Origin of the sequence: Clostridium sp. C105KSO13 (assembly GCF_001517425.1) — a bacterium.
In the GTDB taxonomy this organism is placed as follows: domain Bacteria; phylum Bacillota; class Clostridia; order Lachnospirales; family Lachnospiraceae; genus Muricomes.
Map to the genome: position 1 here is coordinate 78,045 of NZ_FBWL01000166.1, position 20,774 is coordinate 98,818.

Annotated in this window: 15 protein-coding genes; 14 read left to right on the forward strand and 1 reads right to left on the reverse strand. The window is 44.3% G+C overall.

Features of this window, described 5'->3' with window-relative positions:
- The first annotated feature begins 54 nt into the window (after positions 1-54).
- The 11 genes from BN3456_RS09495 to BN3456_RS09545 all read left to right on the forward strand — a co-directional run bounded on the left by BN3456_RS09495 (position 55) and on the right by BN3456_RS09545 (position 13,278).
- Positions 55-2,124 (forward strand): glycoside hydrolase family 13 protein, encoded by a 2,070-nt coding sequence (locus BN3456_RS09495; RefSeq protein WP_089983901.1) that lies wholly within the window; start codon positions 55-57, stop codon positions 2,122-2,124.
- Positions 2,125-2,423: 299 nt separating this feature from the next.
- Positions 2,424-3,548: a carbohydrate kinase family protein gene (locus tag BN3456_RS09500; protein WP_089983902.1), complete on the forward strand. Its 1,125-nt coding sequence runs from the start codon at positions 2,424-2,426 to the stop codon at positions 3,546-3,548.
- 17 nt (positions 3,549-3,565) lie between these two features.
- Positions 3,566-4,405 (forward strand): class II fructose-bisphosphate aldolase, encoded by an 840-nt coding sequence (locus BN3456_RS09505; RefSeq protein WP_089983935.1) that lies wholly within the window; start codon positions 3,566-3,568, stop codon positions 4,403-4,405.
- 15 nt (positions 4,406-4,420) lie between these two features.
- The gene (locus BN3456_RS09510) at positions 4,421-5,098 is read left to right on the forward strand and encodes a D-lyxose/D-mannose family sugar isomerase (RefSeq protein WP_089983903.1); all 678 of its coding nucleotides are present in this window, start codon (positions 4,421-4,423) and stop codon (positions 5,096-5,098) included.
- Positions 5,099-5,305: 207 nt separating this feature from the next.
- Positions 5,306-6,295: a sugar ABC transporter substrate-binding protein gene (locus BN3456_RS09515; protein ID WP_089983904.1), complete on the forward strand. Its 990-nt coding sequence runs from the start codon at positions 5,306-5,308 to the stop codon at positions 6,293-6,295.
- A 61-nt stretch (positions 6,296-6,356) separates the two neighbouring features.
- Positions 6,357-7,817: a sugar ABC transporter ATP-binding protein gene (locus BN3456_RS09520; protein WP_347458038.1), complete on the forward strand. Its 1,461-nt coding sequence runs from the start codon at positions 6,357-6,359 to the stop codon at positions 7,815-7,817.
- Positions 7,818-7,844: 27 nt separating this feature from the next.
- A complete protein-coding gene (locus BN3456_RS09525) occupies positions 7,845-8,837 on the forward strand; it encodes an ABC transporter permease (protein WP_176699164.1) in 993 nt (330 codons plus the stop codon).
- Between the two features lie 196 nt (positions 8,838-9,033).
- A complete protein-coding gene (locus tag BN3456_RS09530; protein WP_089983937.1) occupies positions 9,034-9,975 on the forward strand; it encodes a sugar ABC transporter substrate-binding protein in 942 nt (313 codons plus the stop codon).
- A gap of 1 nt (position 9,976) precedes the next feature.
- Positions 9,977-11,278: a sensor histidine kinase gene (locus BN3456_RS09535; protein WP_089983906.1), complete on the forward strand. Its 1,302-nt coding sequence runs from the start codon at positions 9,977-9,979 to the stop codon at positions 11,276-11,278.
- Positions 11,271-11,945: a response regulator transcription factor gene (locus tag BN3456_RS09540; RefSeq protein WP_089983907.1), complete on the forward strand. Its 675-nt coding sequence runs from the start codon at positions 11,271-11,273 to the stop codon at positions 11,943-11,945. The genes BN3456_RS09535 and BN3456_RS09540 overlap by 8 nt, the downstream gene beginning before the upstream one ends.
- 1 nt (position 11,946) lies before the next feature.
- The gene (locus tag BN3456_RS09545; protein WP_089983908.1) at positions 11,947-13,278 is read left to right on the forward strand and encodes an ABC transporter substrate-binding protein; all 1,332 of its coding nucleotides are present in this window, start codon (positions 11,947-11,949) and stop codon (positions 13,276-13,278) included.
- 215 nt (positions 13,279-13,493) lie between these two features.
- Here the strand turns inward: BN3456_RS09545 and BN3456_RS09550 are convergent, their stop codons facing one another.
- Positions 13,494-16,775 carry a DUF5107 domain-containing protein gene (locus BN3456_RS09550; protein WP_089983909.1) on the reverse strand — a complete coding sequence of 1,094 codons (3,282 nt, stop codon included), beginning with the start codon at positions 16,773-16,775 and terminating at the stop codon, positions 13,494-13,496.
- A gap of 216 nt (positions 16,776-16,991) precedes the next feature.
- Here BN3456_RS09550 and BN3456_RS09555 point away from each other — a divergent pair, with 216 nt between their 5' ends.
- The 3 genes from BN3456_RS09555 (at position 16,992) to BN3456_RS09565 (ending at position 20,766) form a co-directional block, all read left to right on the forward strand.
- On the forward strand, positions 16,992-17,882 hold the full coding sequence (locus tag BN3456_RS09555; RefSeq protein ID WP_089983910.1) for a helix-turn-helix domain-containing protein: 891 nt from the start codon (positions 16,992-16,994) through the stop codon (positions 17,880-17,882).
- Positions 17,883-18,072: 190 nt separating this feature from the next.
- Positions 18,073-19,137: a zinc-dependent alcohol dehydrogenase family protein gene (locus BN3456_RS09560; RefSeq protein WP_089983911.1), complete on the forward strand. Its 1,065-nt coding sequence runs from the start codon at positions 18,073-18,075 to the stop codon at positions 19,135-19,137.
- A gap of 456 nt (positions 19,138-19,593) precedes the next feature.
- Positions 19,594-20,766, forward strand: coding sequence for an ROK family transcriptional regulator (locus BN3456_RS09565; RefSeq protein ID WP_089983912.1), 1,173 nt, complete (start codon positions 19,594-19,596; stop codon positions 20,764-20,766).
- Positions 20,767-20,774 lie beyond the last annotated feature (8 nt).

Consider the following 20,774-nt stretch of genomic DNA (forward strand, 5'->3'; position numbering starts at 1 on the left):
GAAATGGGGCAAGCACTATCCATATGGAAAGGGCTTGCCCCAAAGGAGATTTATATGAATAAAGATGCATTGTTCTGTGATGGAACATCTGATTACCGCATTCCTGCTGAGCCGGAAGAGCACAGCAGGGTATGTCTCAAATTCCGCACGGCAAAAGATGATGTAGATGAAGTGTATCTATCTGCCAAAAATGGAAAATATCAGATGGAGAAATCATACACTAAAGGTGTATTTGATTATTATATAATAGAATGGCAGCTGGATTCTGAGCCCTTTTCCTACAGCTTTGAAATCCGAAAGGGCGAGGAAGTTTGTTACTATAACCGCTGCGGTACAGCAGAAGAAATTGTAAAAATCTATGATTTTGCGGTTGTCCCAGGATTTTCTACACCGGATTGGGCTAAGGGTGCTGTCATATACCAAATATTTGTGGATCGTTTTTATAATGGAGATATCACAAATGATGTGGAGGACAGAGAGTATATATACATAGGAGAACCATGTGAGAAAGTAAAAGACTGGAACAGTCCGCCGGAGGCCAGGGATATACATCGGTTTTATGGCGGGGACCTGCAGGGAGTCATGGATAAACTTGATTACCTGGAAGAACTTGGGGCAGAGGTGATTTACTTTAATCCACTTTTTGTCTCTCCGTCCAACCATAAGTACGATATACAGGATTATGATTATATAGACCCCCATTTTGGGAAAATCGTGGCAGATGGCGGTGATATCCTTTTTGAATCAGACACGGACAATATAACCGCAACTAAATATCAAAAGAGAACTGGTGACCGGATTAATCTGGAGGCAAGTAATGCGCTGTTTATCAAGCTGGTGGAAGCAATGCACAGCCGCGGTATGCGTGTGATTCTGGACGGTGTATTTAATCACTGCGGCTCTTTTAATAAATGGCTGGACAGGGAGCGGATTTATGAGCAGCAGGAGAGCTATGAAAAGGGTGCATATGTCAGTGCAGACAGCCCATTTCGTAGTTTCTTTCATTTTTATAATGAAGATGATTCCGCATGGCCCTATAATTGTGAGTATGAAGGCTGGTGGGGGCACGATACGCTTCCGAAGCTTAATTATGAAGACTCTAATATGCTTGTAAGCTATATTATGTATATTGCCCAAAAGTGGGTATCTCCCCCCTATAATGTAGACGGGTGGCGTCTGGATGTAGCGGCCGATTTAGGCTATAGCAATGAATATAACCACTTGTTTTGGAAACGATTTCGAAAAGAGGTTAAGAAGGCAAATCCGGATGCACTGATTTTGGCAGAACACTATGGTGAACCGACAGAGTGGCTGCACGGGGATGAATGGGACAGCATCATGAATTATGATGCATTTATGGAGCCGGTAACCTGGTTTTTAACCGGTATGGAAAAACACAGTGATGAGCGGCGTACAGATCTGTGGGGGAATGCGGAAAATTTTGTAAATACAATAAGTCATTTTATGTCTAATATGCTTACGCCGTCTCTCCAGGTAGCTATGAATGAACTGTCCAATCATGATCATTCCCGTTTCCTGACGCGCACCAATCATATTGTAGGCCGCGTGCAGCAGTTGGGTTACAAAGCTGCAGAGGAGGGCATAAATAAGGCTGTCATGAGAATCGCTGTTGTCATGCAGATGACCTGGGTAGGGGCACCTGCAGTATATTATGGAGATGAAGTCGGTCTGTGCGGCTTTACTGACCCCGATAACCGTAGGGCATATCCCTGGGAAAACGAAGATGAAGAAATGCTGGAGTTTCATAAAAAACTTATTAGTATACGAAAAAGCGAAAAACCGATTAAAACAGGTTCCTTGAGGATGCTGTACTGGGAGCGGAATATTCTTGCATATGCAAGATTCATGGGTGACCAACAGATCGTAGTAGTTTTGAATAACAGTAAAGATCTAAGGGAAGTTACAGTTCCCGTATGGCCTGCAGAGATTCCGGTGACAGGACGTATGGAGCGTCTGGTGTACTCTTATGAGGAAGGATATACGACAGAGCCCGATGAATATCTTGTTATGGACGGAGAAATAGTACTGAATATAGGACGGCATTCGGCTGTCGTAATGCGGACAAAGATGAATAGCTCAAAGCATAACAAGGATATTTTTTAGAAGTAATAAAAATGGAAGGTCTTGATGGGCAGATTGGGATAAGATGAAATAAAGTGAGGTTTATTTCTGGTTTATCAGTTGACTTTTAAAAAAAGAGGCAGAAGCTCGCTCATAGTTATAAAATATGTTTTAAAAGTATTATGAAAACTAAAATTATAATTAAAACTTTAATTGTGCAAAGTGTATATTACAAATGTCACAACTTAATTGATGATTGTAACAAGTTGATATAGAAATATTGACTTTTCTATTTTCAATGTCTATGATATGGATATCGTAAAAAGAAAAAGGGGTATCTTATGAGACAGAAGAAGATTATAGTTGCAGGTCACATTTCTCTTGATATTACTCCTGTATTTGAGAACAGTTCCAGGCAGAGGTTCTCTGACCTTTTAAAGCCGGGAAAGCTTGTGAATGTGGGGACAGCACAAATCAGCAAGGGGGGCGCAGTATCCAACACAGGACTGGCGCTGCACAAACTGGGATCGGATGTGACGCTGTTGGGAAAAACCGGAAAAGATTTATTCGGAGAGGTACTCAGGAAGCAGATCAGTGAAACCGGATGCAGGATGGACATGATTCTTTCTGATACAGATGCAACTTCTTACACAATTGTGATTGCTCCCAAGGGCAGTGATAGGGCATTTCTCCATGATCCCGGGTGTAATAAGACATTTACATATGATGAGATGGATCTGGTGGCAGTCAGAGAAGCGGATTACTTTCATTTCGGTTATCCGCCGCTTATGAAAAAGTTTTATGAAAATGACGGAGAAATGCTGGAAAGGATGTACAGGGAAATCAAGCAAAACGGACTAGTGACTTCTCTAGATCTGGCAGCAGTGGATCCGGATTCAGATGCCGGAATGTGTGACTGGGAGAGGGTACTGAGAAAAGTTCTTCCCTATGTAGATTTTTTTGTGCCAAGTATCGAAGAATTGGGATATATGCTGGATAAGGAACGCTATAACAGATGGCAGAAAGAAGCAGGTGGAGAGGAGATTATCTCTGTACTGTCTCTGGAGAAGGATATTGCACCGATCGCAGAAAAGGCACTTTCTTTTGGATGTCGGGCAGTAATGATCAAATGTGGGGCAGCAGGCATGTATCTCAGAACCTCTGACGAGCAGGCTATGGGAAAGGTGGATTCTGATTTAAAAGGCTGGGGAAATCAAAAGATTTTTCAAAGGAGCTATTTGCCTGAGCGGGTTCTGTCCGGAACCGGAGCAGGTGATACAAGTATAGCGGCTTTTTTGAAAGCTGTTATGGAAGGAGAAAGTCCTAAGAGAAGTCTGGAATATGCAGCAGCCACAGGAGCATGCTGTGTTACTACTTATGACACCATAAGCGGACTTTTGGGATTCAAGGAACTCAGGAGAAGAATAGACAATGGGTGGGAGCAGCAGGATTTGCTGATACCTTGAAGGAGGAGCGGAAAATTATGATAGTAACATTAGAAACAATTTTAGAACTTGCTGATGCAAAAAAGATGGCAATTGGAGCTTTTAACGTGACGGAACTGGAAGGAATCCAGTCGGTACTTAATGCGGCGGAAGAACTTGGACAGCCGGTGATTATACAGTTCGTTCCAATACATGAGGAGTATATTAAATTGGAGACTTTGGGACCAATCATGGTGATGATGGCGGACAAAGCAACGGTCCCCGTGTGTGTACATCTGGATCACTGCGGCAATTTTGATATGATTAAGCGGGCACTTGATATGGGATTTTCCTCTGTTATGTATGATGGTTCCATGTATTCTTTTGAAGAGAATGTTGCAAATACAAAGACTGCCGTAGAGATTGCCTCCGGTTATGGGGGTTCGGTTGAGGCTGAAATCGGAGCCATGAACAGTGAAGACGGCACGGCGGAAGATGACTCATACACAGACCCGGATGAGGCAGAAAAGTTTGCGAAGCTAACAGGCATCCATGCTCTGGCCTGCTCTTTCGGAACTGTGCATGGACTCTATAAGGCAGAACCAAAGCTTGATTTTCCGCGGATTAAAGAGATTCGTGACAGAATCGGAATTCCTATCGTAATGCACGGTGGGAGCGGTGTAAGTGATGAGGACTTTAAAAAGTGTATCGCAAACGGTGTAAGAAAAATTAATTATTATACCTATCGCGCAAAAAAGGGAGGAGAGTATGTAAAGAAAAAATGTATGGAAACTGAGGGCCCTGTCTTTTTCCATGATATTACCTGCTGGGCAAGAGATGTGATGACGCAGGATGTCAGACATGCAATAGAAGTTTTCAGCGGCATAAACGGAAAGTAAAAGGAGGGAAAAAATATGAAGCGATCGGAAATAAATACAGCCCTGCGGAAAATGGAAGCTATGATTCAGAAGTGTAAATTTCAGCTTCCGCCCTTTTGCAACTTTTCTCCAGAAGAATGGCAGGAAAAAGGGCATGAGTACGATGAAATCAGGGACAATATGCTTGGATGGGATATCACGGACTATGGTCTTGGAGACTTTGAGCATGTGGGATTCTCATTGATTACCCTGAGAAATGGAAATACTAAGCTTGAGAGGTATACCAAGACATATGCGGAGAAGCTTTTATATCTGGATGAAGGGCAGTCTGCAACTATGCATTTTCATTGGAGTAAGATGGAAGATATTATTAACAGAGGCGGTGGAAATGTGCTGATTCGTGTATACAACTCTACAGAAGATGGGCAGTTTGAGGATACAGACGTTGTCATACACAGTGACGGAAGAGAATATACAGTACCTGCAGGAACTCAGGTCAGGCTTACTCCGGGAGAAAGTATTACTGTTTATCCTTATATGTATCACGACTTTGAAGTGGAAAAAGGAAGCGGTGAGGTTCTGCTTGGTGAAGTCTCTATGTGCAATGACGATAATACAGATAACAGGTTTTATGAACCTATGGGGCGGTTCCCGAAAATAGAAGAAAATGAAAAGCCGTACAGGCTGCTTTGCACGGAGTATCCCATTGTCTAATAATAGAAATTAAAAGAAGCCCGGCTTTGTGTTGGGCTTTTTTTGTATGGCAGAAAGCTGTATTTGTGTGTATTAGAACGCAAATTACATTTGTCATATAAATCCTTACAAATGTAATTTGAAATCCATTACATTGTACACATGCACAAAATTACTTCTACTGATATGATGAAATCATAAAAAATATACAAACAGGAGGAACGGATTATGAAAAGAAGGATTCTAAGTGTATTACTTGTGGGAGCTCTTGCTGGCACCATGCTGATGGGATGCGGTGGAGGAGGAGACAATGATGGGGGAAGTAAGAAGGATGCTTCCGGGAGCAAGGAAGATTCTGGCAAACACTATAAATTTGCCTATACCTGCATGGATGGAACAAACCCATTCTTTGTGACGATTGAAGATGAGATTAAAAAACAGGTGGAGGCAAAAGGGGATGAATTGATTTCAACTGATCCTGCAAATGATGTGTCTCTGCAGATTACCCAGGTGGAGGATATGGTGTCCCAGAATATTGATGGTATTTTTCTGAATCCGGTTGAGGCTGAAGGGATTCTGCCTGCGCTGGATACGTTAAAGGGCGAGGAGGTGCCGATTGTAAACTTTGACACAGAGGTTGCCGACCTTTCCTATGTGGCATCTTACACAGGATCTGATAACTACAATGCCGGTAAGGTCTGCGGCGAAGACCTGGTTAAGAAATGCCCGAACGGCGGTAAAATTATTGTTCTTGACAGCCCCACAATGAATTCAGTGACAGACAGAACAAATGGTTTCCTGGATGCGATTGACGGAAAAGGATTTGACATTGTAGCACAGCAGGATGCAAAAGGAAATCTTGAGGTATCTATGGGAATAGCAGAAGATCTTCTTCAGGGGAAAATGGATATTGTGGCGATTTTCGGCGGAAATGATCCTACAGCACTTGGAGCCCTGGCAGCGGCAAATGCGGCAGGCTTGAAGGATGTGAAAGTATATGGCGTAGATGGGTCTCCGGACTTTAAGAAAGAGCTGGCATCAGGAGATTCTCTTCTCGAAGGTACAGGCGCTCAATCTCCGGTGGCAATCGCAAAGAAGGCTGTAGAAATTATGTATGATGTTATGGACGGTAAAGAGGTAGATGACAGATATCCGGTTGAGACATTCCTGATTACTGCTGATAATGTAGACGATTATGGAACAGACGGATGGCAGTAAAGAGTAACAAATCCGGAAGCGGGAAGCAGGTGGAAGTTTGAGCAAAAAAGTAATATTGGAAATGCACCATGTACATAAACGATTTGCCGGTGTTCATGCACTCAACGATGTAGGACTGGAATTAAAGGCAGGGGAGGTCCATGCACTTCTGGGAGAAAATGGAGCTGGAAAATCAACACTGATCAAGGTACTCGGAGGCATTTACCAGGCGGACGAAGGCGAGATTTATATTAACGGAAATAAGGTGGAAATTAAAGGGGTGGAAGATGCCCAGGAAAATGGGATTGCGATCATTCATCAGGAGCTGGTTCTCGTGCCGTATATGACGGTAGCAGAAAATATTTTTCTTGGAAGGGAATTTGGGAACAATATTCTGGTAAACCGCAAAAAGATGAATCAAGAAGCTCAAAAACTTCTAGATGAAAATCAGGTAAATATCCGCGCCGATATGCTTGTTGGGAAATTGACAATTGCCCAGCAGCAGATGGTTGAGATTGTAAAAGCAATTTCTTACGACTCAAAGATTCTGGTTATGGATGAGCCTACGTCCTCGATTGCAGATAAGGAAGTAGAGTTTCTTTTTGAAACCATGAGGAAGCTGACAAAACGCGGAGTAGGAATTATCTATATTTCCCATAAGATGAGCGAACTGGAACAGATCTGTGACCGGGTTACTGTGATGCGTGACGGGATGTACGTGGGTACTGAGATCGTAAAAAACACGACCAGGGACCGGCTGATTGCGATGATGGTAGGAAGGGAACTGGAGAACTACTATACAAGGGAGTATCAGAAACCCGGGGAAGAGGTGCTTCGCTGCGAACACATTTCTGACGGGAATATGGTGAAGGATGTAAGCTTTTCTCTGAAAAAAGGCGAAATTATCGGATTCGCAGGCCTGGTAGGAGCCGGCCGCAGTGAGACAATGAAAGCAATTTTCGGTCTGACAAAGAATGCTTCAGGTGAAACATGGGTGAAGGGAAAGAAAGTGAAGGTGACGTCTCCTGTGGATGCCATGAAATATGGCCTTTCACTGGTTCCCGAAAACAGAAAACATGAGGGGCTCTACAGTGTGCAGAGTGTCCGCTTTAATATGACCATTGAGGTGTTGAAGCAATTTATGCAAGGTATCTCCGTTGATGATAGGAAAGAGGCTGCACTGACTCAGAAATATATTGATATGATGGCCACAAAAACACCGACGCAGATGCAAAAAATCGGCAATCTGTCAGGAGGCAATCAGCAGAAGGTAATGATAGGAAGATGGCTTGCCACCGACCCGGAGGTTCTGATCCTGGATGAACCGACCAGAGGGGTGGATGTAGGCGCAAAATCAGAGATTTATGTCATTATGAATGAACTGGTAAAGAAAGGTGTATCCATTATTATGATTTCTTCGGAACTGCCGGAGATTATCAACATGAGTGATCGGGTTTATGTGATGGCCGAAGGAAAGGTGACCGGATGTCTGAACCATGAAGAAGTGTCACAGGAAGCTGTTATGCAGTTGGCAGCACATTAGAGTTCATTGCAAAGGAGGAAGAGGATTATGACTCAAACAAAAAAGAAAGAAACCAAGCTGCCTGCAAGCGATAACAAAGCCATTGTGTTTTTAAAGGAGAACCTGGGGATTCTTATTGCTCTTGTAATACTGTGCCTTCTGTTGTCGATTTTACCGGCAACAAGCAGCTCATTTCTATCAGCAAAAAACATATTTAATGTCTTGAGACAAATTTCCACAAACATGCTCATTGCCTGCGCAATGACCATGGTCATCATACTGGGAGGAATTGATTTGTCTGTGGGCTCTATCATTGCTCTGTCGGGGGTTATTGCAGCGGGGTGTGTGGCAAGATACCAGCTACCCATAGCCGTTGCTTTACTGGCAGGTGTACTGGTAGGTGTTGCCGTCGGGGTTTTTAATGGAGCTGTCATCAGCATGACGACGATTCCGCCCTTTATTGTGACACTGGCCACTATGAACATAGCAAGAGGTCTGGCAAAGGTATATACAGGAGGTTCCCCTGTCCGTGTCATGATGAAGCAGTGGCAGTTTATCGGCGGAGGATATGCGGGTCCGATACCAGTTCCGGTTATCATCATGTTAATTGCAATTGTAATAACGGCACTGATGATGAATAAGACAAAGCTGGGGCGCCATATTTATGCTGTGGGTGGGAATGCACAGGCGGCGGTTTTTTCGGGTATTAAGGTATCAAGGGTGAAGTTTATTGTTCACGCGTATGCGGGTCTGATGTCCGGTCTTGCAGGGATTATACTGGCCTCCAGAATGTATTCTGGACAGCCCACAGCCGGTGAGGGCGCAGAGATGGATGCCATCGCGGCGGTTGTTGTGGGTGGGACATCCATGGCCGGTGGTTCCGGTAAAATTGGGGGGACTATTATAGGGGCTCTGATTATCGGCGTGCTGAACAACGGACTGAACTTGATGAATGTCAATTCATTCTGGCAGGACGTGGTCAAAGGAGTTGTTATTTTACTGGCAGTATTTATTGACTACATTCGAAATAAAGATGCATAAACACAGGCTGTAACTCAGCCGGGAAGCCGCTGGACCAAAAAGTACAGTGGCTTCTTTGCCGGTATCGGCACCGATACATCCGGGATGTTTATGGAAAAAAGTCTGCGGCCGTATTATAATGAGAGTACGGTGCGGTCATGTGGAGCGCATGGCTGCACTGCGGCAGAATGACAGAGAGGAAAGGCGGACTCGAAAGATGAAACGAACAGTAAGGGTTCTGACTAGTATCCTTGGGGTGATACTGCTGGTGGGAGCGGCGGGCTGCCAAAGGGAAAACGCGGGTAAAAGACATATATTCGGCGCAACTTACATGACCCGTAATAATCCGTATTTTGATGTTCTGAATGCAGAACTTGAGGAGGAAGTGGAAGCCAACGGCGATAAGCTGATTGTGCGCAATCCACTTCAGGATCAGCGGAAGCAGAATCAGCAAATCCAGGATATGATCGAAGAGGGAATGGAAGTCCTTTTTTTGAATCCGGTGGATCAAAGGGAGGTAAAGCCTGCACTGGAAGCCTGCAAAGAGGCGGGAGTTGCGATTATTAATGTTGACGCGATGGTAGCAGACAGACAGTATGTGCTGGGGGCGGTGGAAACCGACCATTATCAGGCAGGTCAGCTTTGTGCTGAAAATATGATGAAGCATATAAAATCAGGAAGAATTATTGTATTGAATAATCCGGGCATGAAATCCATAAGTGAAAGAGTAAGAGGGTTCACAGATGCAATTGCCCATAAGCCGGAATATAAGGTGATCAGACAGGAAAACGGGAACGGTGAGATTGAAGTTGCTTCGAGTCTGGTGTCGGACATATTGGGAGAGGAGCAGGACTTTGACGTTATTTTCGGAGGAAACGACCCTATGGCTCTCGGTGCTCTTGCAGCTTTGCAGAAGGCTGGAATTGCGGAGGGTGTGCTAATTTACGGTGTGGACGGCTCCCCAGACTTTAAAGCTATGGTGCAGGAAGGATATGTGACCGGTACAAGCAGTCAAAGCCCGGAGATCATCGCGCATGTTGCCGCAGAGATGGGGTACAGCTGTCTGAAAGGACAAAAAGTGGAAAAGTACGTAAAGATTCCGAGTACCCTGATCACCAGAGAAAATCTTGATGAATTTGATATAGACGGGTGGCAGTAGAATGAAGAACAGGTATATGCATCTGATACAGATACTGTTTCTTGGAATCAATGTTTTTTCCGTGGCAGGGATCTGCGGATTCCTTTATTTTACGACACTTAAAATCTGTAAAGAGGATAATGGAAGACGATTTATCGGGCAGGTGGAGGCAATCCCCCAATATCCCCAGACAATCTGTGTGGCCTGCGGATTTTTTCTGGCGATTCTTATCATGGACATGATTTTGAGAGAGCATCGGTTTCTGGAGAACAGCCGAGGGATTGCCGTAACTCTGGGGATGGATTTTCTATGCAGCTTAGGTATCATTTATGTACTAGATTTTAATTATAACAGTGTCCTTCTCCTGGTGGCGGCAAACGCGGTGGTCTATATGAAAGACAGGAGATGGACATTTGCCATGCTTTCTGCGTCTGCAGTCGTCTTTCTGGTGGCGGACTATGACCTGATTTCGGTCACCTATAATCTGTATTCAGTGCAGAACTATATTCGGTATTACGGTGGGACGGTACAGCAGTTTTTACTCGGTACCTATCACATTTTAATTTCGGCCAATATTTTGATTTTTATACTCTATTGTGTCAATATTATTCTTTCCCAAAGTCATGCAATCGAGGAGGCCAGGCAGCGATCGGAAAATCTTCAGACGGTAAACGATCAGTTGATGCAGTATAACAAAATGACAGAGAAAATGGCTGCAACCAGAGAGCGCAACAGGATGGCGAGGGAGATTCACGATACTCTTGGGCACACACTGACAGGGATTTCAGCGGGTGTGGATGCGTGTATGGCCATTATAGATGAAAACCCAGAACGGACAAAGATGCAGCTGGAGCTGGTTTCAAAGGCTGCCCGGGGAGGCATTAAGGATGTGAGACGTTCGGTCTCAGAGCTAAGGACGGACGCATTGGAGCGATTTAAGCTGGAGAAAGCCATACAGGAAATGGTTTCGGAGATTAATTCTCTGGCGGGGGTGGAGGTCTCTTTTGAATCAAATGTGACATATCTGAAATTCAGTGAAGATGAAGAGAATGTTATTTACCGCATTATACAGGAGGGAATCACCAATGCCATCCGGCACGGGCATGCCGACCGCATCCGGATTACTGCAGAGAAGAAAGACGGTATTTTAGAGCTGAAGGTAAAAGATAACGGAATCGGATGCAAGGATATACAAAAAGGATTTGGAACCAAGCATATGAAAGAGAGAGTCGGTATGCTTGGGGGGACAATATCTTTCTCGGGAGAGGATGGGTTTTTGATTGATGCGCAGATACCAATAAGATGGGGGGAAGAATATGATTAAGGTACTGATAGCGGATGACCAGGAGCTGATCAGGCAAAGTCTGGAGATCGTTCTAAACAGCAAAAAAGACATTGAAGTCTCCGGCATTGCGGCAGACGGCCAGGAAGTTATTCAGAGTGTAAGAAAGAACAAGCCGGATATTGTGCTGATGGATGTCCGTATGCCCAAGATGGATGGGGTGTCCTGCACGAAGATTATTAAGGAAGTGTATCCACAGGTTAAAATTATTATTCTAACAACGTTTGATGATGATGAGTATGTGTTTAATGCCCTGAAGTATGGGGCGAGTGGATATCTTCTGAAGGGTGTGTCCATGGATGAGCTGTGCGATGCCATCCGGACGGTCTACAGCGGCCGCGCAATGATCAATCCTGATATTGCAGCCAAGGTATTAAAGCTGTTTTCGCAGATGGCACAGACAAACTATACGATTCCGGTTGAGGAAAAGAGTATAAAAGCCCTCACGAAAACCGAATGGAAACTCATCTTTCAGGTAGAGAAAGGGGCAAGCAACAAGGAAATTGCAGATGCCCTGAATCTTTCTGAGGGAACGGTCCGCAACTACTTGAGTGCCATATTAAATAAGCTGAATCTTCGTGACAGAACACAGCTGGCAATCTGGGCAGTCCAGACAGGGGTACAGTACAATAAAAGCGAGGATACATAATTTGAAAACGAAATGGAAAAGGTTGGTTTCGGCAGGCGTGGTGTTACTTGCGGTAATCGGAGCTACAGCATTTCAAGCAACGGACGAAAAAAAGACGATTCTGGAGTTTGGAATGTTTACGGGAAGCAATTGGGGCGTAAAAAATGCAGATGCATTTGTGATGATTGACAGAGCGATTGCACGGTTTGAAGAAGGACATCCGGGCGTAAAAGTGAAATATACATCAGGCATCGACAGGGAGGATTATACAGAGTGGTGTGCAGAGAAGCTTTTGAAAGGAGATATGCCGGATGTGTTCATGGTACTGGACGAAGATTTTAGCAGATACATGTCACTGCATGTTCTGGAAGATCTAGATCCTTATATGGAAAATGATCCTAAGTTCCACAGATCGGTATTTTTTTCCACTGCGCTGGAGATTGGACAGGGGATCGAAGAAGGGAAGACACAATATGCGCTTCCCTACGAGGTCGTTCCGACGATGCTGTTTGTGAATAAGACGCTGCTGAAAAAAGAGAGAATCCAGATGCCTTCCAAATACTGGAACTGGGAAGAGTTTTATGATATCTGCCGGAAGATAACAAAGGATACGGACGGAGACGGGAGACTGGATCAGTTCGGCACGTACAACTATACATGGCTGGACGCAATGTATACCAGCGGCGGCACTGCCTTTGACAGTAAAAACAGGACGGTGGACTTTACCAGCCCGGGGGTGATCGAATCTGTAAAATTTATGAAAAGGCTGCATCAGCTGTATGGCGGGGAAATCGTGACTCAGGAAGATTTTGATGCAGGAAAGGTAGCATTCATGCCGCTGAACTTTGCAGAGTACAGAACTTACAAGACCTATCCGTATAAAATAAAAAAATACACAAATTTCCAGTGGGACTGTACTACGTTTCCGGGAATTAGGGCGGGGCAGAATGTATCAAAGGTCGACGCACTTCTTCTGGGAATCAGCCGGGATTCCGATAAAAAAGAACTGGCCTGGGAATTCTTAAAAGAACTGACTACCGGTGACAACAGCCAGATGGATATCTTCCGATATTCTCAAGGTGTGTCCAGCCTTAAGAAGATAGCGGGCTCAAAGGAGGCAGAGGAGATGATCCAGGGAGAAATGGACCCCGAGGAACAGGTGATAGGCGGCGAGTTTCTCTGCGAGGTAATTGAAAACGGGGAGATCACTCCTAAGTTTTACCGGGATCAAATGTATGAGCAGATTGTAAGCCTTGCCAACACAGGCATTACGAATATATTTGATCAGAATAAAAGCGTGGACAGCAGCATGAAAATACTGCAGAGAGAGTTGCAGCAGTATATCAGCCAGTAGAAGGGAGGCGCTTGATTACCATCGCCCACTCGTTTATTCAGATCCGCAAGTTCAAATATTTTCTTCTTTACTTTGCTTCTCCGATAGATCATAATGACTGCAACAGGAATTCAAAGAACAGCTATTCAGAGAACAATATTTAGCAGAATAAGCCTAAAGGCATTGGGAATTAACCCAGTGCCTTTTAGTAACATATCATAGGAAGATAGCAGACATCATATTTGCTGTCCGAGGTATGTCAGATGTTCCACAGCTCCCTGATATCCCGGTGTCCCTTCTAGTATTTCTTCCAGCAGCATCCGCGCCTCTGTTATCTTCCCCAGGCCAGTATTTCCAAGTGCCATCAAGTACATACAGTACAGCCGGTTCCGTTCCCTTGGATGTGTGGGGAACACTTCGATTTCCGGGAGAGAGACTGCAAAGTAGTCAAAATCGACCTCATCAAATATGTGTTTTTCTCCGAAGCTGAGAAGCTGGTGATAGCACTTCTTTGCCCCTTTCATATCTCCTAACTCTTCTTTTGCCAATGCCTGATAGAAGATGAAATCAGAGGGCTGATCGTTGTAGTACAGCACACTGGAGGGCGTTTCCTCCTTTTGAACTGCCATATGAAAATACTGTCTGGCAGATGTCTCATCCTGCTTTCCAAGGAAGGCTTTTCCGATATAGTAGTCGGCCATTGCATCCTGTGCTCCGGGAAGCTTTCCCTCACCCAAATTATGCGGGTAGGTTTTAGAAGCCTTTAATAAATCTATAGCCTCATCATAGCGTTCTTTTTCAATCAGCCGGATTGCTTTATGAATCAGGGCGTATCGGTACTGCGTGCTTACCGCACCTTCCCCGCCCTCCCAGGGGTGGAAGTGATGGGAAGAAAGGTGCTCCAGAGCCTGGTCAAATTGTCCTGTCTGGTTTAAAAGTGCAATGTAATCCACATACAGCACATCTTTTTCTTTTACCATATCCAAATGCTCGGACAGGAGCAGCAGGCGTTCGGTATTTGCGACTCCTGCCTTTTCAAGCAGCTGGTTATATTCCAGCAGAAAGCGGGGATATGTGGGCTCCAGCTCGAAAGCTTTTTTCATAAAATCCAATGCTTTTGTAATATTGTACTCCTTATTGTAGTAATAAATTGCCAGATTCCGGCTCGCCGTGGCAAATTCCGGATTCTGCAGCAGTGCAAGTTCCCAGTGGGCAGCAGCTTTACTGTATTGCCTCTTATCGTAGAAAAGACAACCGAGATAGTAGTGTGCATTGGGGGCCTCGTGCAGTGCACAGATCGCACTTTCCAGAATCAATATTTCCTCAGGCTGATTTGGAAAACACCCACTGTAGTCACGGTTTTCACCTTGTGAGTAAAGCTCTTTGGCCTGATATATCTCTCCCATTTTCTCCAAAATATACCCCTGATAATAAGCAATCATAGGGGAAGGATCACTGCATTTTGATAAAATTAAAAGCGCGTCTTCATAAAATCCTGCTTTAATATAATCCAGAGACAGAACAAGATAATTGTGGGCCGGAGTTCTCATTTGCCTTATCCAGCCCTCACCGTTGCCGAGGGCCAATCCTCTTTCATAAAGAAGACCAGAATCCAGTGGGTCAATTTCCAGGCTTTCTTCAAGGAAGCCGCTGTTATCACAAGAGAGCCTTCTAAGGAGTGCTGCTTTCAATGTTCGGGCTTTCATATTATGCCAGTTTTTTATAAGCGACTGATCAATAAATTCCAATGCCTCCGGGTAGTGCTTTTTTCGGGCGGACAGGCATGCCAGCCAGTAAAAGCTGCAAGACTGGGTGTCGGCGCACCAGGCAGATTTATAGAAGGCATCAAAAGCTTCATCGACATTCCCACACATAGTAAGCGCAAGTCCAAGGTGAAAGTAAGCTTCCCCGGAAGCTGGATTTGGGTTCTTCCAGGTCTGCTTTTGAATGGCATTTTCAAAGTATGGTATGCTATTTTTAAAACGGCCCTGTTTATATAAAAGCATACCGTAGCCGTCATTTAACCGTATATCTGTTGGTGCTCTCTTAAGCCCTTCTAAATAGTAATCTTCCGGGTGAAATGTGGCATGGCGGTACTGTACCAGGTGAGTAGCAGCCAGGTAAAGTTCTTCTGTGGATTTCAATTCTGAGGGTGCTGGGAGAGCTTCGGCCGGCGCAGGAGTGGGCTCCAATTTGCAGGAAGCAGCAGTGTACTTCACAAGTTCCCTTTGGTCTTTATCATAAATCACGGCAGTACATCCGGTAAGTTCTGTTAAGGCAGTATCAAAAGAGGCTTCATAATAGTTGTCAGGAGATAAGTTTGCTGTGTCTGAAAATAGTATTTTATTATCCCTTATTATTTTAATGACAGCCTGGGGATATTTGCCTGAGGCATAAGCTTTGAGGGTACAGCATCCATTGTTAAGCTTCAGGTTTAATGCGGCATCTTTTGATGCATTCTTTACGTGTCCCACATGTTTGTAAGGCATAAAGTATTGTGTAAAGGTTTTCTCTTCATAGGGCTTAAGCCAGGTAAAGTCAGGCTGGTTGTCTGTGTATACCCCGGTCATAAGCTCAATGTAGGGGCCATCCTCATCTGTCAGGTTTCTGTCCCAGGCTTTCCCGAAATCGCTGTTTCCCCAGGTCCATTGTTTTTTGCCCGGTGCAATATGATGGTCTGCCACGTGAAGCAGTCCTGCATCCTTTTCTTCATCAAAATTTCCAATAAAATCATAATCGGAATGGGCTCCCATATAGGATGTGGGCACTTCAATGTTCCGATAGCAGGAAATATCCACTCCTGCAGAATAATCGTATTTGTAATATTCTCCTGTAGCGACAGGGAAGGTGGAAACTGCCCGTTTTCCATGGTCCATCACTGCATGAACATCCGGCGGAAAGACAGAAAATGTATGGTCATTGACCGGGACAGCCGGGTTCGCCCACCAGAGGAAAGTCTGGGGTAAATCGGTACGGTTGAAAAGCTGCCCTTTGATTTCGATATAAGACTTATCGGGGTAGAGAGTAAAGGAAGCCATCCCCTTTGTCCCGTACATCTTGTCTATTTCGCTGACATATACGCTGGCTGACCCGTCTGCATTTTCCCGGAAGGAAAAGTCCACAGGAGAATAAGTGGAGGGCCGATGATGCTGAGGCCAGTTAAATTCAATTCCGCCTGAGACCCAGGGACCTGTAAGACCTACCAGTGCTGGTTTAATAACATGGTTATAGTAAACAAAATCATACTGGTTGGTCTTATCCAGGGCACGCTGGATGCGCCCTCCCAATTCCGGGAGAATCATGATAAAAAGAAAATCATTCTCCAGAAAAACTGCGTGATAAGCCATATCTTCTTTCTGGTCAGAAATCTTTTCGGTGACGGGAAGTGGGTAAACCTTTCCTGTGCTTCCCTGATAGGCCCGGTTTTCCAGAAAAAGAGGGGCCTTCTCCGGAGGATAGACTGGATAAGTAGGAAGTATAATGGTTTCCTCCCATACATGAACACGATTTTCTTGCATTTTATAACTCCTTTCTGAACTCCGTTGAAATGTGGCGTGATGTGAATTACACGGGCTTTGGTGTATCGGCGCATATATTTCACGGTATCGTATATAAAGAGTAGCATAGCAGGCAGAGAGTTGGAATGGCATAAATTATAAAAAAATGGACAATATTCCACAGAAATGCTATAGTGAAGCCAATAACAGAACACCAGCATTTTTCGGAGGTAGAATATGAGTGAATTTTTAGGAAAATCAGACGGATTCAAGGATGAACGCTATATTATTATCCCAACGGAATCATTTGCGGACTATGCAGGGCATCCCCTTGTGAGAATCCTTTACCCGACAGATGTGGGGTTCTTTCCAAAGGCAAGGGCTCATTACAGGGAACGTGAGGAGGGGGCCGACCAGTATATTCTGATTTACTGTGCAGACGGGAAGGGAATCATAGAGGTGGACGGCAAAACTTATTCTATAAAAAAGGCAGAGGCTTTTTGCATCCCAAGAGGGAAAAGGCATAAATACTATGCAGATAATCAGGATCCATGGAGTATATTGTGGGTTCATTTTAAAGGAGAGAATACAAAATATTTTCCTCTGGATGAGTGCAGGACGGTGCAGATTAATTCCAAATACAGTGAGAACCGTATGGCAGTTTTTTTTAACTTAATTTTTAGGGTTCTTGAGCGAAATTATACAATGGGAAATTTTATTTATTTATCGCAGGTGCTCTCGCTTCTCCTGGCAGAGGTCTATTACAGGGAAAAAGTGGATGAAAGCAGTGCCCAGGATAAGCATGTGACAATGGTCATCCGTTTCATGTATAAAAATCTGACAAAGCAGCTCACGCTGGAGGAAATATCCAGGGAAGTGGATCTTTCCAAAAGCTATTTGAATTCCATTTTTAAAGAGCAGACAGGGCGTTCCCCCGTAGACTTTTTTCTGCATCTTAAAATGCAGGAGGCCTGTAAACTTCTGCAGTCAACAGATATGTATATCTATGAAGTAAGCACAAAGATGGGGTATACAGACCCTTATTATTTTTCCCGGATATTTAAAAAGGTAGTAGGGGTATCACCAAAGGAGTACAAAAAAGGTGACTATTTATATTTTGACTCCTGATGATACCCGTGGATTGCTTCGCACTTTGTGCTCCCGCAATCCTAGGAACATTCGAAATCCGCCCTATTCGGGCTACTTTCTCATGTTTTACGGGTTCCATATTATATAGTCCATGAAAAGAGAAGATTTGAAATTCAGTTTGACATGTAATGATGCTATACTATGCTTAAAAAACAGGAGGTAAGTAATTATGAATCAGCAGATTCCTAAAAAAATGCTCGGTATGAAGCTGCCGGGAGGGGCAAAAGTAGAATCCTGTAGATGTGATGTACCGGTTCCGGGACATGGTCAGGTTCTTTTGAAAATGAAAGCGGCGAGTCTTTGCGGAAGTGACTTGAAGTATATTTATTTTGAGCATACGGATAAAACCGGTGGAGCCAGGTATGACAATGTCATTGCGGGACATGAGCCAAGTGGGCAGGTTGTGTCTGTGGGAGAGGGCGTTACAGATTTTAAGGAAGGTGACAAAGTGGTGGTTTATCACATCCAGGGCTGCGGATATTGTGATGAGTGTAAAAAAGGATTTTTTATCAACTGTCAACAGCCCCAGCGGAGGGCATACGGCTGGCAAAGGGACGGTGCACTGGCAGAATATATGGTTGCGGATACAAGTACGTGTATGCATCTTCCGGATTTCCTGACATATGAAGACGGGGCCATGATAGCCTGCGGATTTGGAACGGCTTATCAAGGTCTTTTGAGAGCCAATGTTTCCGGCAGAGATATCGTCATGGTTATGGGACTTGGGCCTGTGGGACAGGCTGCAATTATGCTTGCCAAAGCAATGGGGGCGAAAGCTATTGGGGTTGACATCTCACCCGAACGTCTGGAAATGGCAAAGAGAATCGGGGCAGATGAGGTTGTGCAGGGCGGTGAACATGCAGTCAGTGAGGTGATGAATCTGACAGATGGAAAGGGCGTTGAGGCTGCAGTTGACTGCTCAGGAAGCAGCATCGGAAGGCACCAGTGTCTGGAAGCTGCCAGAATGTGGGGAAATGTTGTTTTTCTCGGGGAGCAGGGAACTGTAACCTTTGAGCCAAGTCCCCTTCTGCTTCACAAGAACCTGACACTTCACGGCTCATGGGTGACTTCTGTGGGAAATATGGAGAGGCTGGTGGAATTCTTAGATAGAAAGAAAATCCATCCTTCCGACATCATTACACACAGGTTTCCGCTAAAAGAAACGGATAAAGCATTTGAACTATTTGCAACAGGAAAAACCGGTAAGGTTTGCATCAATCATGAGATGGAATAGGCGGATGCGATATGGAGACATTAAAAAGAATCCGGGAATGGATGCGTCAGAAGGATTATGATGGTGTGATTCTGGGCAGAAAGTATGTCATTACCAGGGAAATTCGTTTCTGACACCGGAATTGCGGGAACGGAAAATGCAAAAGAGAACGGTGTCATTACTCTGACACGAACTGGGAACTGGCCGTGCAGCATGATATCAACCCCTTATGGCATAAATGAGGCGGCAGGTATATATCGTATATAAGACAACGGAGATACAATGGTTATAATAAGAAAAATGTACTGAAATTTCAAGGTCAAAATTGTATAAGCTGATGAATTTCATAAAAACTGAGATTAAAACATTGATAATTTTGTGCAAAGGTGTTACTTTGTTATTGCAACCACTTTATTAGGTATTTTATTAAAGTAGAAAGTAATGTTTAAGGTTTAACAAGGCAGAAAAGAAGGCATCATGAAGAAAAGTAAAAACAACTCAGAGGTAAAAAAATTAAATCGGAACCGGGTTTTCCGCTATATTAACAGCAGGGAAAAGACATCCATGCCCGAGGTGGCTTCGGCACTCCACATGAGCGGTCCCACAGTTCTTCAGATTGTGCGGGAGTTAAATGAGGCAGGGGTACTTCAGGACGCGGGGGAATTAGAGTCGACGGGGGGAAGGAAGCCTAAGGCTCTTGTGGTGGGTAAGGACATCCGATCTGCGTTGGGGATTGATATTACACAGAACCATATCGGTATTGTACTGACAGATTTGACAAAGACCGTGAAAGCAAATGTACGCCTGCGGGAAAAGTTTGTATTTGAGGATGCATACTTTAAGACTCTGGGCAGAGTGTTGGAGGAGTTTATTGAAAAGGAGCAGGTTGATCGTAAGAAGATAGCCGGTGTTGGCATTTCAGTTCCGGCAATAGTGGATATGCCAAGAAATTATATTACATATTCTCGGGCATTGAATTTATATGATGTGGCAGGGGATATGTTTTCCCGCTATATTTCTTATCCCTGCATTCTACTTAATGATGCCAGTGCTGCGGCGGCTACAGAGTGGGGTTCGGGGTTCTCAAAAGAAAACATAGTTTATTTGTCATTGAGCAATACAGTTGGAGGCGCAATTTTGTTTCAGAATTCTTCCGATTTTACAGAAGATAATTCGGATTCTACAAATGTATTTGAAAGTATGTACATAGGAAATCACTGGCACAGCGGGGAGTTTGGACACCTCACCATACATCCCGAAGGAGATACATGCTACTGCGGAAAGAAGGGATGTGTGGATGCGTACTGTTCTGCTCTGCGCCTGGCGGATGAGACAAATGGTCAGCTGGAGCAATTCTTTGCAGAATTAGAGCAGGGTAATCCAAAGATAAAACAGGTATGGGATACATATTTGGAAAATCTGTCCATTGCAGTAGATAATCTGAGAATGTGCTTCGACTGCGAAGTAGTTCTCGGAGGCTATGTCGGAAGCTGTATGAAGCCCTACTTCGGTGAACTCCGGGATAAGGTTGCTAAAAGGAATATTTTTGAAGGGGCGGGAGATTACGTTTCCGTATGTACATTTCAAAATGAAGCATCGGCTCTAGGAGCGGCTGTTTTTTATATCGAAGAGTTTATGAATAGCATTTAAAATAATCT

Coding starts and splice junctions, on each gene's coding strand:
- BN3456_RS09495 (WP_089983901.1), top strand. CDS start 55: ATGAATAAAGATGCATTGTTCTGTGATGGAACATCTGATTACCGCATT.
- BN3456_RS09500 (WP_089983902.1), top strand. CDS start 2,424: ATGAGACAGAAGAAGATTATAGTTGCAGGTCACATTTCTCTTGATATT.
- BN3456_RS09505 (WP_089983935.1), top strand. CDS start 3,566: ATGATAGTAACATTAGAAACAATTTTAGAACTTGCTGATGCAAAAAAG.
- BN3456_RS09510 (WP_089983903.1), top strand. CDS start 4,421: ATGAAGCGATCGGAAATAAATACAGCCCTGCGGAAAATGGAAGCTATG.
- BN3456_RS09515 (WP_089983904.1), top strand. CDS start 5,306: ATGAAAAGAAGGATTCTAAGTGTATTACTTGTGGGAGCTCTTGCTGGC.
- BN3456_RS09520 (WP_347458038.1), top strand. CDS start 6,357: ATGCACCATGTACATAAACGATTTGCCGGTGTTCATGCACTCAACGAT.
- BN3456_RS09525 (WP_176699164.1), top strand. CDS start 7,845: ATGACTCAAACAAAAAAGAAAGAAACCAAGCTGCCTGCAAGCGATAAC.
- BN3456_RS09530 (WP_089983937.1), top strand. CDS start 9,034: ATGAAACGAACAGTAAGGGTTCTGACTAGTATCCTTGGGGTGATACTG.
- BN3456_RS09535 (WP_089983906.1), top strand. CDS start 9,977: ATGAAGAACAGGTATATGCATCTGATACAGATACTGTTTCTTGGAATC.
- BN3456_RS09540 (WP_089983907.1), top strand. CDS start 11,271: ATGATTAAGGTACTGATAGCGGATGACCAGGAGCTGATCAGGCAAAGT.
- BN3456_RS09550 (WP_089983909.1), bottom strand. CDS start 16,775: ATGCAAGAAAATCGTGTTCATGTATGGGAGGAAACCATTATACTTCCT.
- BN3456_RS09555 (WP_089983910.1), top strand. CDS start 16,992: ATGAGTGAATTTTTAGGAAAATCAGACGGATTCAAGGATGAACGCTAT.
- BN3456_RS09560 (WP_089983911.1), top strand. CDS start 18,073: ATGAATCAGCAGATTCCTAAAAAAATGCTCGGTATGAAGCTGCCGGGA.
- BN3456_RS09565 (WP_089983912.1), top strand. CDS start 19,594: ATGAAGAAAAGTAAAAACAACTCAGAGGTAAAAAAATTAAATCGGAAC.